The 14,461-nt window shown below is 68.5% G+C and carries 18 protein-coding genes; 7 read left to right on the forward strand and 11 right to left on the reverse strand.

The window, feature by feature from the left end:
* Nucleotides 1-42: 42 nt before the first annotated feature.
* Both panB and panC read left to right on the forward strand, forming a co-directional pair.
* Nucleotides 43-933, forward strand: a complete 891-nt coding sequence (panB, locus tag ACFOPI_RS11260) for a 3-methyl-2-oxobutanoate hydroxymethyltransferase (protein ID WP_382173873.1) — start codon at nt 43-45, stop codon at nt 931-933.
* 41 nt (nt 934-974) lie between these two features.
* The gene (gene panC, locus ACFOPI_RS11265) at nt 975-1,841 is read left to right on the forward strand and encodes a pantoate--beta-alanine ligase (RefSeq protein WP_382173875.1); all 867 of its coding nucleotides are present in this window, start codon (nt 975-977) and stop codon (nt 1,839-1,841) included.
* On the opposite strand, the gene ACFOPI_RS11270 is transcribed toward panC, so the two are convergent.
* The 4 genes from ACFOPI_RS11270 to ACFOPI_RS11285 all read right to left on the reverse strand — a co-directional run bounded on the left by ACFOPI_RS11270 (nt 1,838) and on the right by ACFOPI_RS11285 (nt 4,102).
* Nucleotides 1,838-2,860, reverse strand: a complete 1,023-nt coding sequence (locus tag ACFOPI_RS11270; RefSeq protein ID WP_382173877.1) for an NAD(P)H-dependent glycerol-3-phosphate dehydrogenase — start codon at nt 2,858-2,860, stop codon at nt 1,838-1,840. The genes panC and ACFOPI_RS11270 overlap by 4 nt on opposite strands.
* A gap of 21 nt (nt 2,861-2,881) precedes the next feature.
* Nucleotides 2,882-3,325 carry a protein-export chaperone SecB gene (gene secB, locus ACFOPI_RS11275; protein ID WP_066158533.1) on the reverse strand — a complete coding sequence of 148 codons (444 nt, stop codon included), beginning with the start codon at nt 3,323-3,325 and terminating at the stop codon, nt 2,882-2,884.
* A gap of 95 nt (nt 3,326-3,420) precedes the next feature.
* Nucleotides 3,421-3,678 carry a glutaredoxin 3 gene (grxC, locus tag ACFOPI_RS11280; protein WP_382173879.1) on the reverse strand — a complete coding sequence of 86 codons (258 nt, stop codon included), beginning with the start codon at nt 3,676-3,678 and terminating at the stop codon, nt 3,421-3,423.
* 13 nt (nt 3,679-3,691) lie between these two features.
* Nucleotides 3,692-4,102 carry a rhodanese-like domain-containing protein gene (locus ACFOPI_RS11285; RefSeq protein WP_382173880.1) on the reverse strand — a complete coding sequence of 137 codons (411 nt, stop codon included), beginning with the start codon at nt 4,100-4,102 and terminating at the stop codon, nt 3,692-3,694.
* A 109-nt stretch (nt 4,103-4,211) separates the two neighbouring features.
* Between ACFOPI_RS11285 and gpmA the strand changes: the two genes are divergently transcribed.
* From gpmA to ACFOPI_RS11300, 3 genes are all read left to right on the forward strand, one after another.
* Complete coding sequence (gene gpmA / locus ACFOPI_RS11290; RefSeq protein WP_382174923.1) at nt 4,212-4,955, forward strand: 2,3-diphosphoglycerate-dependent phosphoglycerate mutase; 744 nt, start codon at nt 4,212-4,214, stop codon at nt 4,953-4,955.
* A 117-nt stretch (nt 4,956-5,072) separates the two neighbouring features.
* On the forward strand, nt 5,073-6,548 hold the full coding sequence (locus ACFOPI_RS11295) for a S41 family peptidase (RefSeq protein WP_382174926.1): 1,476 nt from the start codon (nt 5,073-5,075) through the stop codon (nt 6,546-6,548).
* A 34-nt stretch (nt 6,549-6,582) separates the two neighbouring features.
* A complete protein-coding gene (locus tag ACFOPI_RS11300) occupies nt 6,583-7,338 on the forward strand; it encodes a HesA/MoeB/ThiF family protein (protein WP_382173882.1) in 756 nt (251 codons plus the stop codon).
* On the opposite strand, the gene ACFOPI_RS11305 is transcribed toward ACFOPI_RS11300, so the two are convergent.
* The 4 genes from ACFOPI_RS11305 to ACFOPI_RS11320 all read right to left on the reverse strand — a co-directional run bounded on the left by ACFOPI_RS11305 (nt 7,323) and on the right by ACFOPI_RS11320 (nt 10,465).
* Nucleotides 7,323-7,883 carry a thermonuclease family protein gene (locus ACFOPI_RS11305; protein ID WP_382173884.1) on the reverse strand — a complete coding sequence of 187 codons (561 nt, stop codon included), beginning with the start codon at nt 7,881-7,883 and terminating at the stop codon, nt 7,323-7,325. The genes ACFOPI_RS11300 and ACFOPI_RS11305 overlap by 16 nt on opposite strands.
* Before the next feature lie 80 nt (nt 7,884-7,963).
* Complete coding sequence (locus ACFOPI_RS11310; protein WP_382173886.1) at nt 7,964-8,611, reverse strand: YitT family protein; 648 nt, start codon at nt 8,609-8,611, stop codon at nt 7,964-7,966.
* Nucleotides 8,612-8,683: 72 nt separating this feature from the next.
* On the reverse strand, nt 8,684-9,898 hold the full coding sequence (locus ACFOPI_RS11315) for a 6-phosphofructokinase (protein ID WP_382173887.1): 1,215 nt from the start codon (nt 9,896-9,898) through the stop codon (nt 8,684-8,686).
* A gap of 54 nt (nt 9,899-9,952) precedes the next feature.
* Nucleotides 9,953-10,465, reverse strand: a complete 513-nt coding sequence (locus tag ACFOPI_RS11320) for a TspO/MBR family protein (RefSeq protein WP_382173889.1) — start codon at nt 10,463-10,465, stop codon at nt 9,953-9,955.
* A gap of 154 nt (nt 10,466-10,619) precedes the next feature.
* On the opposite strand from ACFOPI_RS11320, the gene ACFOPI_RS11325 reads away from it, so the two are divergent.
* The gene (locus ACFOPI_RS11325; RefSeq protein ID WP_382173891.1) at nt 10,620-11,681 is read left to right on the forward strand and encodes a histone deacetylase family protein; all 1,062 of its coding nucleotides are present in this window, start codon (nt 10,620-10,622) and stop codon (nt 11,679-11,681) included.
* 7 nt (nt 11,682-11,688) lie between these two features.
* Here the strand turns inward: ACFOPI_RS11325 and ACFOPI_RS11330 are convergent, their stop codons facing one another.
* Genes ACFOPI_RS11330 through ACFOPI_RS11340 form a run of 3 tightly spaced genes read right to left on the reverse strand, consistent with a single transcriptional unit; the run spans nt 11,689 to nt 13,275 of the window.
* Nucleotides 11,689-12,240 carry a DUF3455 domain-containing protein gene (locus tag ACFOPI_RS11330; protein ID WP_066255704.1) on the reverse strand — a complete coding sequence of 184 codons (552 nt, stop codon included), beginning with the start codon at nt 12,238-12,240 and terminating at the stop codon, nt 11,689-11,691.
* A gap of 43 nt (nt 12,241-12,283) precedes the next feature.
* Nucleotides 12,284-12,670 carry a c-type cytochrome gene (locus tag ACFOPI_RS11335; protein WP_382173893.1) on the reverse strand — a complete coding sequence of 129 codons (387 nt, stop codon included), beginning with the start codon at nt 12,668-12,670 and terminating at the stop codon, nt 12,284-12,286.
* A gap of 5 nt (nt 12,671-12,675) precedes the next feature.
* Nucleotides 12,676-13,275, reverse strand: a complete 600-nt coding sequence (locus tag ACFOPI_RS11340; protein WP_382173895.1) for a ferritin-like domain-containing protein — start codon at nt 13,273-13,275, stop codon at nt 12,676-12,678.
* Nucleotides 13,276-13,489: 214 nt separating this feature from the next.
* Between ACFOPI_RS11340 and ACFOPI_RS11345 the strand changes: the two genes are divergently transcribed.
* A complete protein-coding gene (locus tag ACFOPI_RS11345; RefSeq protein ID WP_382173897.1) occupies nt 13,490-14,443 on the forward strand; it encodes a DUF3034 family protein in 954 nt (317 codons plus the stop codon).
* The last annotated feature ends 18 nt before the right edge of the window (nt 14,444-14,461 follow it).

Genomic DNA, 14,461 nt, shown 5'->3' on the forward strand with positions numbered 1-14,461 from the left:
ATAGTCCGCCCCAAATCGACCACCCGCCGAGGGGACATCACCATGAGCCAGACCGCCTCCCAAGCACCTGCCACCGGCACACCCTACGGCACCCTGCCCTCGGCATCCCCGCTGCCGCAGCGCAAGCCGGTCAGCCTGCCCCGCCTCCAGGAAATGCGTGATCGGGGCGAAAAAATCACCATGCTCACCGCCTACGACGCCACCTTCGCGGCGGTGGCTGACGCAGCAGGCGTGGAATGCATCCTGATCGGCGACTCGTTGGGCATGGTCTGCCAGGGGCTGTCGAGCACGGCCGGCGTTACGCTGGAAACCATGGTGTACCACACCGAAAGCGTGGTGCGCGGCCTGCGGCGTGTGCAAGGTACCGCCTGGGTCATCGGCGATCTGCCGTTTGGCAGCTACCACGAGTCAAAGGAACAGGCCATGCGCAGCGCGGCGCAGTTGCTGCATGCGGGCGCCCACATGATCAAACTCGAAGGTGGTGGCTGGACCGCCGACACCGTGCGTTTTCTGGTCGAACGCGGCGTTCCGGTCTGCGCTCACCTGGGCCTGACGCCCCAGACCGTCCACTCGCTGGGCGGTTACCGTGTGCAAGGGCGCGACGAGGCCGCGGCACGCACCCTGCGCACCCACTCGCTGGAACTGCAGGACGCTGGCGCCACCATGCTCGTGCTGGAAATGGTGCCGGCGGCCCTGTCCGCCGAGATCACGGTCGCGCTGCCCACCTGCCACACCATCGGCATTGGCGCCGGCAAGGGCACGGCCGGCCAAGTGCTGGTGATGCACGACATGCTGGGCATCAACCTGGGCAAGAACCCCAAATTCGTGCGCAACTTCATGGACGGCGCCGCCAGCGTGCGCGATGCCATGGCCGCCTACGTCGCCGCCGTGAAGGACGGCAGTTTCCCGGACGACCAGCTGCACGCCTGGTGAACCCTTCCCGCGGCACCACCCGAACAGATCCGCTTCCTCACATGCAACTCGTCCACACCATTGCCGACCTGCGCGAAGCGCTGGCCCCCTTCCGGTCCCCCGCCTTCGTGCCCACCATGGGCAACCTCCACGATGGCCACCTCGACCTGGTCCGCCAGGCACAACCGCTGGGCGACGTGACGGTCTCCAGCATCTTCGTCAACCGGCTGCAGTTCGCGCCGCACGAGGACTTCGACACCTACCCGCGCACCCTGCAGGCCGACTGCGCCCGTCTGGAGCAGGCCGGCTGCGACATCGTCTTCGCGCCGCCCGAAAAAGAGCTGTACCCCGAACCGCAGGGCTACAAGATCCAGCCGCCTGCGGATCTGGCGGACATTCTGGAAGGCCATTTCCGGCCTGGCTTCTTCATCGGCGTCTGCACCGTGGTGATGAAGCTGTTCCAGTGCGTGTTCTCTGAGGCCAAAGGGCCTCGCTACGCCCTGTTCGGCAAGAAGGACTACCAGCAGCAGATGGTGATCCGGCGCATGGTGCAGCAGTTCTGCATGCCGATCCAGGTCCTGGCCGGTGAAACGCAACGGGCGGCCGACGGCCTGGCGCTCAGCTCGCGCAATGGCTATCTGAGCGAGACCGAACGCGCCGAGGCGGTGCAGTTGTCGATGTCGCTGCGCGCACTGGCACGCGACGCGCTGGCCGCCGCCGGCTCTCTGCCCGAGAAGCGCGAGGCACTGGAGGCGCAAGCCATGCGGGCCCTGGCCCTGCGGGGCTGGCAACCGGATTATCTGACCGTGCGGCGCCGCGCCGACCTGCAGCCGCCCCGCGCGGAGGACGCGCTGACGCCGCAGTCGATGGTGGTGCTGGGCGCCGCCCGACTGGGACGCACCCGCCTCATCGACAACTTCGAAATCTAGAGGGTTTCTTCCTTGGGGTCGCGCCCCATCAGGGCCGCGACGGCCTGCGCAGGTTGCAGACGGCCATCCAGCAGGGCCACCACGCCTTCGCTGATCGGCATGTCGATGCCCAGCAGACGCGCGCGCTGCACCACCGTGCGGGCACTGTAGACGCCTTCGGCGACGTGGCCCAGGGAATCCACCGCCTGTTGCAGGCTCAGCCCTTGCGCCAGGAGCTGGCCCACCTTGCGATTGCGCGACAGATCGCCGGTCGCGGTCAGTACCAGATCCCCAAGGCCGGACAGCCCCATGAAGGTGTCCGCACGTGCGCCCAGCGCCAGCCCCAGACGCGTCATCTCGGCCAGCCCACGCGTGATCAGCGCCGCGCGGGCGTTGAGCCCAAGCGCAAGGCCGTCGCACAGCCCGGTGGCAATGGCCAGCACGTTTTTGACGGCCCCGCCGACTTCGACCCCCACCGCATCGTCGTTGGCATAGATGCGCAGCGACGGACCATGGAACGCGGTCACCAGGGCCTCGCGGACCTCGGCATGGGCGCTGGCCGCCACCAGGGCTGTCGGCTGGCCACGCGCCACTTCTTGCGCAAAACTGGGGCCGCTGAGCACGCCGGTCTTCAAGCCGGGCGCCACGGCGGCCTGGATCTCATGACCGAGGAGGCCCGGCGCCCCATCGCCCTCCCTGGGTGCCTCGAAGCCCTTGCACAGCCAAGCCACTGGCGACGGGTGGCCAGACAGCCGCTCCAGCATGCCGCGCAGTCCGGCCATCGGCGTGGCCACCACCACCAGACCGGCGTCGGCCAGAGCGGCCGCGGGCCAGGGCGACTCATCGCCAGCGAGCAGCAAGGCGGCCGGCAACGCAATGCCCGGCAGATACCGGGTGTTTTGACGCGCTGCGCGCATGGCCGCGACCTGCGCTGCGTCGCGCGCCCAGAGGGTCACCTTGTGAGGATCGCCCGGCAGACGGGCGGCCGCAATGGCCAGCGCTGTGCCCCAGGCACCGGCACCGAGAACGACGATGTTCATCGCCTGCGGATCAAGCCTGGCTTATTGCGTGACGGCGCCGGCGGCCTGCGCCTGTTGCTGCTCGTACATCGCCTGGAAGTTGATTTCGGCCAGGTGCACGGGCGGGAAGCCGGCGCGCTGGATCAGGTCGGCCACATTGCCACGCAGGTAGGGGTAGACGATCTGCGGGCAGGCGATGCCCATGATCGGACCCATCTGGTCCTCCGGCAGATTGCGGATCTCGAAGATGCCGGCCTGCTTGACCTCGACCAGGAACACGGTCTTGTCCTTGATCTTGGTCTGCACCGTGGCGGTCACGGCCACTTCGTACACACCTTCGGCGGCGGGGGTGGCTTCCACGCCCAGCTGGATGTCGACCGAGGGCTGCTCCTGTTCCAGCAGGATGGCCGGGGAATTGGGCTGCTCCAGGGACGCCTCCTTGAGGTAGACGCGCTGGATCTGGAAAACGGGATCTTGGTCGGCCATAAGAGCTTTCGGATGATTCGGGAATGAACAGGGCCCGCCCGGGAGGGGTCCCGAAGCGGGCCGGACGGGGATTATCTCAGCAGCGCAGGAACGGCTCAGGCCTTCAGCAAGGGCTCCAGACCACCCTGCCGGTCCAGCGCGTGCAGGTCGTCGCAGCCACCCACATGGGTCTGGCCGATGAAGATCTGGGGCACGCTGGTGCGGCCGGTGAGCTGCGTCATCTGCGCACGCACCTCGGGCCGTCCGTCCACCACGATCTCCTCGTAGTCGGTGACGCCGCGCTGCTGCAGCAGCGCCTTGGCGCGCGAGCAGTACGGGCAGTAGTCGCTGGAATAGATCTTCACATGGGCCATGGCACGCTCCGTTTCAGGCCTTCTCGACCGGCAAGTTGGCCGAGCGCCAGGCGCCCATGCCGCCGGTCAGCGAATGGGCGTTCTCGTAACCCAGCTTCTTGGCGATCGACACCGCACGTTTGGAGCGCATGCCGGACGCACAGACCAGCACCAGCGGCAGGCTCTTGTTCTTCACGACGCCCCCCAGCTTGGCCTCCAGCTCGGGCAGCGGCACATTCTTGGCGCCGGTGACGTGTCCGGCGGCGAACTCGTCGGGCCCACACACATCCACCACCGCGGCTTTCTCACGGTTGATCAGCTGCACCACTTCGGTGGGGGTCAGGCCCGCCGCACCGCCGCCCGATGTGAGGGCGGGAAACATCAACATGCCGCCCGAGGCCAGGGCGATGGCAAACAGCATCCAGTTGTCGAGAAAAAAACTCACGAAGCACCTTTCAGGTCAGACAAGCCCGGGATTTTAGAATGTGGGGCTGTCCGGCGCGGTCCGGCCAGCCCCCATGCCCCTTTTTCCTGCCCCCAACGCCTTCACGCCCATGTACAAGCTCGTCCTGATCCGCCACGGCGAATCCACCTGGAACCTCGAAAACCGCTTCACCGGCTGGACCGACGTGGAGCTGACCCCCACCGGCGTCTCCCAGGCCATGTCCGCCGGCAAGCTGCTCAAGGCCGAGGGTTACGAGTTCGACATCGCCTACACCTCGGTGCTCAAGCGCGCCATCCACACGCTGAACTACTGCCTGGATGAGATGGACCGCAGCTGGCTGCCGGTGGTCAAGGACTGGCGCCTGAACGAGCGCCACTACGGTGGCCTGCAGGGCCTGAACAAGGCCGACATGGCCAAGCAGTACGGCGACGAGCAAGTGCTGATCTGGCGCCGCAGCTACGACACGCCGCCGCCGGCCCTGGAGGCCAACGACCCGCGCGGCCAGCGCCAGGACCTGCGCTACGCCAAGCTGCCGGCCGACGCCGTGCCCCTGACGGAATGCCTGAAGGACACCGTCGCCCGCGTACTGCCCTGCTGGAACGACTCGCTGGCGCCCGCCATCAAGGCCGGCCAGCGCATCGTGATCGCCGCCCACGGCAACTCGATCCGCGCCCTGGTCAAGTACCTGGACAACATCGGCGACGCCGACATCGTGGGCGTGAACATCCCCAACGGCATCCCGCTGGTCTACGAACTCGACGCCGACCTCAAGCCCATCAAGAGCTACTACCTGGGCGACGCCGAAGCAGCCGCCAAGGCCGCCGCCGCCGTGGCCGCTCAGGGCAAACGCTGAGCCGCCCGGACGGAACCGAATCACAAGGCTTGACTCCTAGGTGTATATTGGTTCGCAGGCCCGAGGCGCAACCGCCCGGGCCGGCGTTTTTTTCGGGGTGAATGGATGGGCAAGCAAGTGAATCAGAAGCTGAAAATCGTCGGCTGGGTGGCGGCAGGCGCCGTGGCCGGTGCGCTGACCACGGTGCAGCTTCAGGCGGTGGCGCGCGGCTCGCTCGCCCCCCTGCCACTGGAGGAGCTGCAGCAGCTCGCCGCCGTGTTTGGCATGGTCAAGAGCGACTATGTCGAGCCGGTCGACGAAAAGAAGCTGATCTCCGAGGCGATTTCGGGCATGGTGTCCAGCCTGGACCCGCACTCCCAGTATTTCGACAAGAAGTCCTTCAAGGAATTCCGCGAAGGCACCAGCGGCCGGTTTGTCGGCGTGGGCATCGAAATCACCATGGAAGACGGCGTGGTCAAAGTGGTCTCGCCGATTGAGGACTCGCCCGCCTTCCGCGCCGGCCTCAAGTCCGGCGACCTGATCACCAAGATCGACGACACCGCCGTCAAGGGCCTGTCGATCAACGACGCCGTCAAGCTCATGCGCGGCGAGCCGCGCACCAAGGTGCTGTTGACGATCTTCCGCAAGGACGAGAACCGCAGCTTCCCGGTCACGATCACGCGCGAAGAGATCAAGACCCAGAGCGTCAAGAGCAAGCTGGTCGAACCCGGCTACGCCTGGGTGCGTGTCTCGCAGTTCCAGGACCGCACCGTCGACGACTTCGCCCGCAAGGTCGAGGAGCTGTACAAGGCCGGTCCGCTCAAGGGCCTGGTGCTGGACCTGCGCAACGACCCGGGAGGCCTGCTGGACGCCGCAGTGGCCCTGTCGGCGGCCTTCCTGCCCGAGAACGTCACGGTCGTCTCGACCAACGGCCAGCTGGCCGACAGCAAGTTCACCTACACCGCCAACCCGCAGCACTACCTGCGCCGCGGCGGTCCGGACCCGATCGCCCGTCTGACCAAGGCGACCAACGGCGCCCTCAAGACTGTGCCGCTGGTGGTACTGGTCAACGAAGGCTCGGCCTCGGCCAGCGAGATCGTGGCTGGCGCGCTGCAGGACCACAAGCGCGGCACCATCCTGGGCAGCCAGACCTTCGGCAAGGGCTCGGTGCAGACCGTGCGCCCGCTGGGCCCAGACACGGGCCTGAAGCTCACCACCGCGCGCTACTACACGCCAGCCGGCAAGTCGATCCAGGCCAAGGGCATCGTGCCCGACGTGATGGTCGACGAGACGCCCGAAGGCAATCTGTTCGCCGCCCTGCGCACCCGCGAGGCCGACCTGACCAAGCATCTGACCAATGGCGAAGAGGCCAAGGCCGGCGAGCGCATGACCGACGCCCAGCGCGCGGCCGAGCAGCAGCGCGACCAGGAGCGCGAAGAAGCCCGCAAGCGTCTGGAAGAAGAGTCCAAGAAGAACCCGGGCCAGCGCCTGGTGCCGGAATTCGGCAGCGACAAAGACTTCCAGCTGCAGCAGGCGCTCAACAAGCTCAAGGGCCGTCCGGTGCTGGTCAGCAAGACCCTGACCGAGCGTCCGGAAGAGAAGAAAGAGAACTGATCCCCGGCCCGGTGAACGGGTCGGTGGCGCGATCTTGGACGACCAGCAGCTCCTGCGCTACTCGCGCCACATCCTGCTCAACGAACTCGGCATCGAAGGCCAGGAGAAGCTGCTGGCGTCGCACGCCTTGGTGATCGGTGCCGGCGGCCTGGGGTCGCCGGTGGCGCTCTACCTGGGCAGCGCCGGGGTCGGGCGCATCACAGTGGTCGACCACGACGCCGTCGACGCGACCAACCTGCAGCGCCAGATCGCTCACAACCTCGAACGCCTGGGCACACCCAAGGCCGAGTCGGTGCGCCATGCCATCGCCGCCATCAACCCCGACCCGCAGGTCACGGCCCTGGTGCAGCGCGCCGACGATTCGCTGCTGGACCAGTTGCTGCCCGAGATCGATGTGGTGATCGACTGCTGCGACAACTTCGTCACCCGCCACATGGTCAACCGCGCCTGCGTGCGCCACGGCGTGCCGCTGGTCTCGGGCGCCGCCATCCGCATGGACGGGCAGCTGGCGGTGTACGACCCGCGCGACGCCGCCTCGCCGTGTTACGCCTGCGTGTTCCCCGAAGACGCCGGTGTGGAAGAAACCCGCTGCGCCACCATGGGCGTGTTCGCGCCGCTGGTGGGCATCGTGGGCACCATGCAGGCGGCCGAGGCACTCAAGATCCTCAGCGGCCTGGGCTCGCGCCTGACCGGGCAGTTGCTGATGATCGACGGCCGCGATCTGGCCTTCAACACCATCGCCCTGCCGCGCCAGCCGCACTGCGCGGTCTGCGCTCAACGCGCTGGTTGAGCCTTCGCTTCGGCTCGCGGCGGCATCGGGCAGGGCCCGTGGCGCTTGCGGAAGTCCCTCGGATTCTCGGCACCCGCCGACGCGAAGATGCCTTTGCGGTCCTTGCGGGCCAGCACCTCCTCAATGGCAAACGGTCCGTCGCTGTGCCGCCAGCGGTACGACCAGGCCCAGCCCTCGCGCACCAGCCAGCCCGCCACGTCCTCACCCCGGTGCTTCAGCCGCACCAGCGCCCGCCCATAGTCGTCGCGGCGCCGCTCGGTCACCGTCACCGTCTGCTCCAGCAAACGGGTGGTCAGCGCTTCCCGCGCCGCCACGCCCCCGTCCTGACAGATCTCCGGCGCATCCACCCCATCCAGCCGAAGCTTGCGGTAGGTCCCACCCGCCAGCGGCTTCACCCACAAGGTGTCCCCATCCGGCACCCGCGTCACCCTGGCCTCGTAGGCCTCGCCAAACCTAGGACGGAAACCCGAAGAAGCAGGAGACTGCGCGAGCACCAGCGATGCGCCGAACACCAGAAGCAGCGGCGCGAACAAGGACCAAGGCACCCGTGGAACCGGCTTCGCCGGGCCACAGGGTGCGTCCCCCCTCCGGGGGGAAGCCGCGAAGCGGCGCAGGGGGGGCCTCTTCATACATTCATGTACCGGCCCGGCCGGTGGTTGATCGCCAGCGTCATGTTCAGCACCACCGCGCCCAGCACCGACCAGGCGATCTGTACCGGCTCGCGCAGCGCGAACGCGGTCAGCACGATGGCGCAGTCCAGCCCCATCTGGATGTGGCCGGCGCGCCAGCCGAAGCGCTCCTGCAGGTACAGCACCAGCACGTTGAAACCACCCAGGCTGGCCCGGTGGCGGAACAGCATCAGCATGCCCGCGCCCACCAGCAGCCCACCCGCCACCGCGGCGAAGCCGGGGGCCAGCGCGCCGATGGAGATCCAGCGCGGGATCAGGAAAGCCCAGAGCGAGAGCAGGCCCACCGCGGCGAAGGTCTTGAGCGCGAACGGCGCGCCCATGCGGCGCCAGGCCAGCCAGTAGAACGGCAAGTTGATGAGGAAGAACCAGAGGCTGAAGCTCACGCCGGTGGCGTAGTGCAGCAGAAAAGCCAGCCCGGCCGTGCCGCCGCTGAGCAGGCCGACGTGGCCGAACAGCACCACGCCCAGACCGACGAACAGGGTGCCGGTGAGCAGGGCCTGCACGTCTTCGTGCGGCCGGTGGCGGGAGGGGACTGCGGCGGCAGCGGGCATGGCGGTGGATCGGGCAACGGCGGTCATCGGCATTGGTCGGTCGTCAGGGGGGCGCACAGTGTCGCCGCAGTGGCCGCCCGCCGCCTTGACCCAGGTCAGCACCGCTCAGGGACGCAGAACCTTGGCCACCGGGTTGTAGCGCAGGCGGAAGGCATCGGGCATGTCCGAGCCCAGCAGCGGCCGCAGGTAGAGCCGGAAGGCGTCGGTCACGTCGGTGCCGCTGGGCGCGATGAACTCGTCCTCCATGGTGCGTGTCTTGCCAGCCACGGCCACCAGCGGCAGCAGTTCGTAGTCGGCCGAGTAGAAGCCGGTGCGCTTGATCGCCACCGAGCCATCCACCTGGCCCCACATGGCGAACTGCACCGCCTTCTCGCCCACCTCGCGCGCCTCGCGCTGGTCCACGTCGCTCACGCAGCCGATGAAGCTGCGCTGCAGGTAGCCGAAGGTGTCGCCGCGCACGCGCTTGATGCCCAGCTTGGCCTTGATCTCCTCGCACAGCAGGTCGGCCAGCGCGCCGGTGCCGCTGAGCTGCACGTTGCCGTGCGCGTCCTTCTCCACGTCCTTGGCCAGTTGGGTGATGATGGGCTGGCCCGAGGCGTCGTGGATGCCCTCGCTGACCGCGATCACGCAGCGGCCGTAACGGTCGTACATGGTTTTCACGTCGGCCAGGAATTTCGGGATCTCGAACACCCGCTCGGGCACGTAGATCAGGTGCGGGCCGTCGTCCGGAAACTTCTTGCCCAGCGCCGACGCCGCCGTGAGGAAGCCCGCGTGCCTGCCCATCACCACGCCCACGTACACGCCCGGCAGGGCCGCGTTGTCCAGGTTCGCCCCGGCGAAGGCCTGCGCCACGAAGCGCGCCGCCGACGGAAAGCCCGGCGTGTGGTCGTTGCCCACCAGGTCGTTGTCGATGGTCTTGGGGATGTGGATGGACCGCAGCGGGTAGCCGGCCTTGCGCGCCTCTTCGCTGACGATGCGCACCGTGTCCGACGAGTCGTTGCCACCGATGTAGAAGAAGTGCTCGATCTCGTGCGCCCTGAGCACCTTGAAGATCTCCTGGCAGTACTTGAGGTCGGGCTTGTCGCGCGTGGAACCCAGCGCCGAAGCCGGCGTGCGCGCCACGGCTTCGAGGTTGTGGCTGGTCTCCTGCGTGAGGTCGACGAAGTTCTCGTCCACGATGCCGCGCACGCCGTGGCGCGCGCCGTAGATGCGCTGCACGTTCTGGAAGCGCCGCGCCTCCAGCGCCACGCCCACGAGGGACTGGTTGATGACGGCGGTGGGGCCGCCGCCCTGGGCGACGAGGATTTTTCCGGACGACATGGTGGTTTCCTCCAGCAAGTGAAACGATGGACAGACGGGCGGCGCGCGTGCGGTTCAGCCCAGGATGGCGGGGTTGGCCTGCCACAGCACCCAGTTCAGGTACGCGGCAAACGCCACCCAGGCCAGGTAGGGCAGCAGCAGCAAACCTGCCAGCGGGCGGACGCGCCAGAAGGCGACGCAGGTGGCCGCGATCAGCAGCCAGAACACGACGACCTCGGCAAAAGCCCAGCCGCCCTTCTGCCATGCAAAAAAGAGCCAGCTCCACAGCGCGTTGGCCACGAGCTGGACCACAAACAGGACCAGCGCCCGGTTCCGGTCCGAAGGCCGCACCGCCGCGCGCCAGACCAGCCAGGCGGCCACCGCCATCAGGGTGAACAGGACCGTCCACACCGGGCCGAACAGCCAGCCCGGCGGCGACCACGACGGCTGCACCAGCGCGGCGTAGAAGGACTGTGCATTGGCCGACGCCACCGCACCCGCCCCGGCGGTGAGAAAACACAGGGCCAGCCAGCCGACGAGGCCGAGGGTCTGTTCGGTGCGCGTGAGCGCTCGGATGGGGGCATTCATCGCTGGACGGGAACTCTCGGGTGGATCGGACACGCGGCCGTCAATGGCCGCGCAGGCCATCGTAGCGGGCTTTTTCGGCCTTGCCCGCAGCCATCGCGAATGGCCCGCGCCGCGCCCCTTGGCTCGGCGCCGCCCAGATGAGACACTGCTCCGCATGAAGACCTTCCACAACCCCCACCACGCTCTGCACCAGGGGCGCGAAGAGATGTTCCGTGGCCGCATGGTGCCCTGCCACGAAGTGCCCGCACGGCTGGACTACGTGCTGGCCGAGCTGCAGCGGCGCTCGCAGGGCGGGCTGTTCCTGCCCGAGGTGGGCGACACCGACCTGGACGCCGCCATTGCCCGTGTGCACGACGCGCGCTACACCCAGTTCCTGGCCGGCGCCTGGGACGAATGGGTCGCGATGGACCCGGCGAACGCGCAGCGCGACGCTCTGCCCTCGGTCTGGCCACTGGGCAACCAAGACGCCTTCCGCACCGATGTGCTGCCGCAGAACTTTGCGGCGCGGCTGGGCCTGTTCTCGTTCGATTCGGGCTCGCCGCTGATGGCCGGCACCTGGACCGCCGCGCGGTCCGGCGCGGCCTGTGCGCTGGCGGCGGCGCGCGAGGTGCACGGTGGCGCCCGCGCGGCGTTTGCGCTGACGCGTCCGCCGGGCCACCACGCGGGACCGGACTTCTTCGGCGGCTACTGCTTCCTGAACAACGGCGCCATCGCCGCGCAGGCGCTGCGTGACCTGGGCCATGCCAAGGTCGCGGTGCTGGACATCGACTACCACCACGGCAACGGCACGCAGACCATCTTCTACGAGCGCGCCGACGTGATGACCGTCTCGATCCACGGCGACCCGGCGACCGAGTACCCGTTCTTCCTGGGCCACGCCAGCGAACGCGGCGCGGGAGCCGGCGAAGGCTTCAACCTCAACATCCCGCTGCCGCGCGGCACCGGCTTTTCCGCTTGGTGCGCCGCGCTGGACACCGCCATCGAGGCGGTGGAGGACTTCGGCGCCGACGCCCTGGTCGTGCCAATGGGCATGGACACCTTCAAGGGCGACCCGATCTCCGGCTTCACGCTGGAGAGCAGCGACTACGACACCGTCGGCCGCCTGCTCGCCGCCGCCAGCCTGCCCACCGTGTTCACCTTCGAAGGTGGCTACGCGGTGGACGAGGTCGGCGTCAACGCGGTCAACCTGCTCGAAGCCTACTGCCGCTCGATCTGACGCCGGCTCAGGCCGGCTTCCAGAAGATGTAGTCGGCCGTGTAGGTCACCACGCGCTTGCTGCCCATGGTGGCCGCGTCGCAGGGTGCCGCCGGGGCCACGCCGCCCTTGGTGGCCACGCGCTGGATGTGGCTCACGCCCTGGGCCATGCCGCTGCCCATGGCCGGGTTGGCCTTGACCAGCTGCAGCGGGATGTTGCCGCTGCCGTTGGGCGCCACCGCCAGTTGCGCGCCACTCACCTTGGAGCCGTCGTTGAAGTCCCAGGTGGCGGGCGGGCCGTAGTACTTGCCCAGGCGCTCGCCCTTGCGGCCCTTGAGGCCGGCGTCGGGGCTCATGAACACCCACTCGTACTGCCCGGCCATGTCCTTCTTGGCCTGGCACTGGTAGGTGATGTCGCCGGCGGCAGCGGTCTCGAAGGCCACGCGGTGGCCGGCGGGCACCTGCACCGCGGCCGGCAGATCGGCCTGCGAGAACGGGGCCATGGTGGGGCCGCTGGCGCAGGCGGAGAGCGCGAGGACGGCGGCGCCGCCCAGCGCGGTGGTGGTGAAGCGGGAGAACATGGAACAGCTCCTGTGTGTATCTATATAGGTGGGTGAACGGAACTCAGCGGACCGGCTGGCCCGTGGCGAGGGATTGCAGGAAGGCGACGACGTCGCGCCGGTCGGCCGCTTCGGACAGCCGGTAGCCCATGGCCTGGCCGGGCACCAGGGCCTCGGGGTCGGTCAGCCAGGCCTGCAGCTTCTCGGGTGTCCAGACATGGGTGGCGGCGGCCAGCGCGGCGGAGTAGGCAAAGTCCGCCTTCTTTCCCGCCGCGCGGCCCACCACATTGCCCAGCGCGGGCCCGACGCGGTTCTCGTCCAGGCTGTGGCAGCCGCCGCAGCGCGACTCGAACAGCCCGCGGCCACGCGCCACATCGCCCGACTGGGCCTGGGCCGCCGGCAGCGCAGCGGCCAGCAGACCCAGCGCGAGTGCGGCGCGGCGCAACGACATGGCCATCAGGCGCCGAAGCTCAGGGCGCCACCGGGCAGCGGACGGCCCAGGGCGTTGGTCAGCACGGTGAAGTGCATGGTCTCGTCGGCCGCCAGGCGCGCCGCCACCTTGGCCAGGTCCTTGCTGCCCAGCGAGGGGATGACGCCGAGGTAGGCGTTGGTGGCGCCCAGCTCCAGCCGCGCGGCCAGGTCCAGCACGTCGGCCTGGTTGCGCAGCGTGTCGGCCTTGAGCGCCTTGGCGTAGTCGTCCAGTTTCTTCTCGGCCACCGGCGTGCCGCCCAGCTTCTGGATGGTGGCGATCAGCGCGTCGCGGTGCGCCTTGTGGTGGCCCTGGAAGCTCACGGCCACATCCAGCACACCCTTCTGCAGCAGGCCGCTGCCGGCGCCCAGCTGGTAGGCGTTGATGGCCTCGTGCTCCAGCCCAAGCGCCACGTTGAGGATGGACACGTCCTTGGACACATCGGCGGACATGCCCTGGGCCAGGGCGTCCTTGCCGGCCAGCAGGGCCACGGCCACGGCCGAGAGCGCGCCGCCGCGGCGCATGAAGTTGCGGCGCGAGGCGGGCGGGCCGACGAGTTCGGAAGCGGGAAGGATGATGTTCGACATGGTGGGGTCCTTGTGTGGTGGGTGAGGGAAACAGCGCCGGTCGAGAAATCAGCACCGACGGTTCTGATACGCAGGCCGGTCCCCCGACGGATTCAGAAACCCACAATTTTTTTGTGGACATGCCGTGCCTGAATCCGTTGGCCCGCCGGCCGCGTAAAGAGTGGGTCGGGTCTGCTCAGCAACCGGCACCCTTCCCCAACCCACACACCCCACCATGCCCCACACCTTCCACTCCCCACTGCGCCGGCACCCCGCCCGCCACCTGCTCGCCCTGGGCGCCACCGCTGCCCTGTTGGCCCACGCACCCGCCCAAGCCGACACTGGCAAGCTGCTGCTGACCGGCGGCGTGAGCACCATCGACGGCGCGGCCGGCGGCGGCCTCTCGCCCTGGGCCGTGATCGGCAGCCAGGCGAGCGAAGGCCAGACCGGCTTTTCGACCCATCTCAGCCATGCGCGCACGCAGGACTACAAGCTCAACGCCTTCGGCGCCGCGGTCGGCATCAACGACCGGGTCGAACTGTCCGTGGCCCGGCAGGACTTCGACACCGGCATCACCGGCACCCTGCTGGGCCTGCCCGGCCTGAAACTGAAACAGGACATCGTCGGCGCCAAGTTCCGCGTGGCGGGCGATGCCATCCTCGACAGCGACTCCCTGATGCCGCAAATCGCGGTCGGCGTGATGGCCAAGCGCCTGGGCTCGACCGGGCTGGACGCCACGCTGTCGGCCCTGGGCGCCAAGCGCTCGGGCACGGATCTCTATGTGAGCGCCACCAAGCTGTTCCTGGCCCAGGGCCTGCTCGTCAACGGCACGCTGCGCGCCACCAAGGCCAACCAGGGCGGCCTGCTCGGTCACGGCGCCACGCTCGGCGGTGCCGACAACGGCTATGAGCTGATGCCCGAACTCTCGGTCGCCTACCTGCTGCGCAAGAACCTGGCGGTCGGCTTCGAGTACCGGGCCATGCCCGACAAGCTGAACAAGGCCGGCGCCGCCGCCGGCCTGGGCGACGGCCTGCGCGCCGGCGACTGGAAGGACATCTTCATCGCCTGGGCACCGAGCAAGAACGTCTCGCTCACCCTGGCCTATGTGGACCTGGGCACCGTCGTGCCGGCCACCACGAAAGGCAAGAAGCAGACCGGCACCTACCTCTCCGCCCAGTTCGCGTTCTGAACTCCCCCTCCACACACA

It is taken from the genome of Hydrogenophaga luteola, assembly GCF_042648585.1.
GTDB classification, from domain to species: domain Bacteria; phylum Pseudomonadota; class Gammaproteobacteria; order Burkholderiales; family Burkholderiaceae_C; genus Hydrogenophaga; species Hydrogenophaga luteola.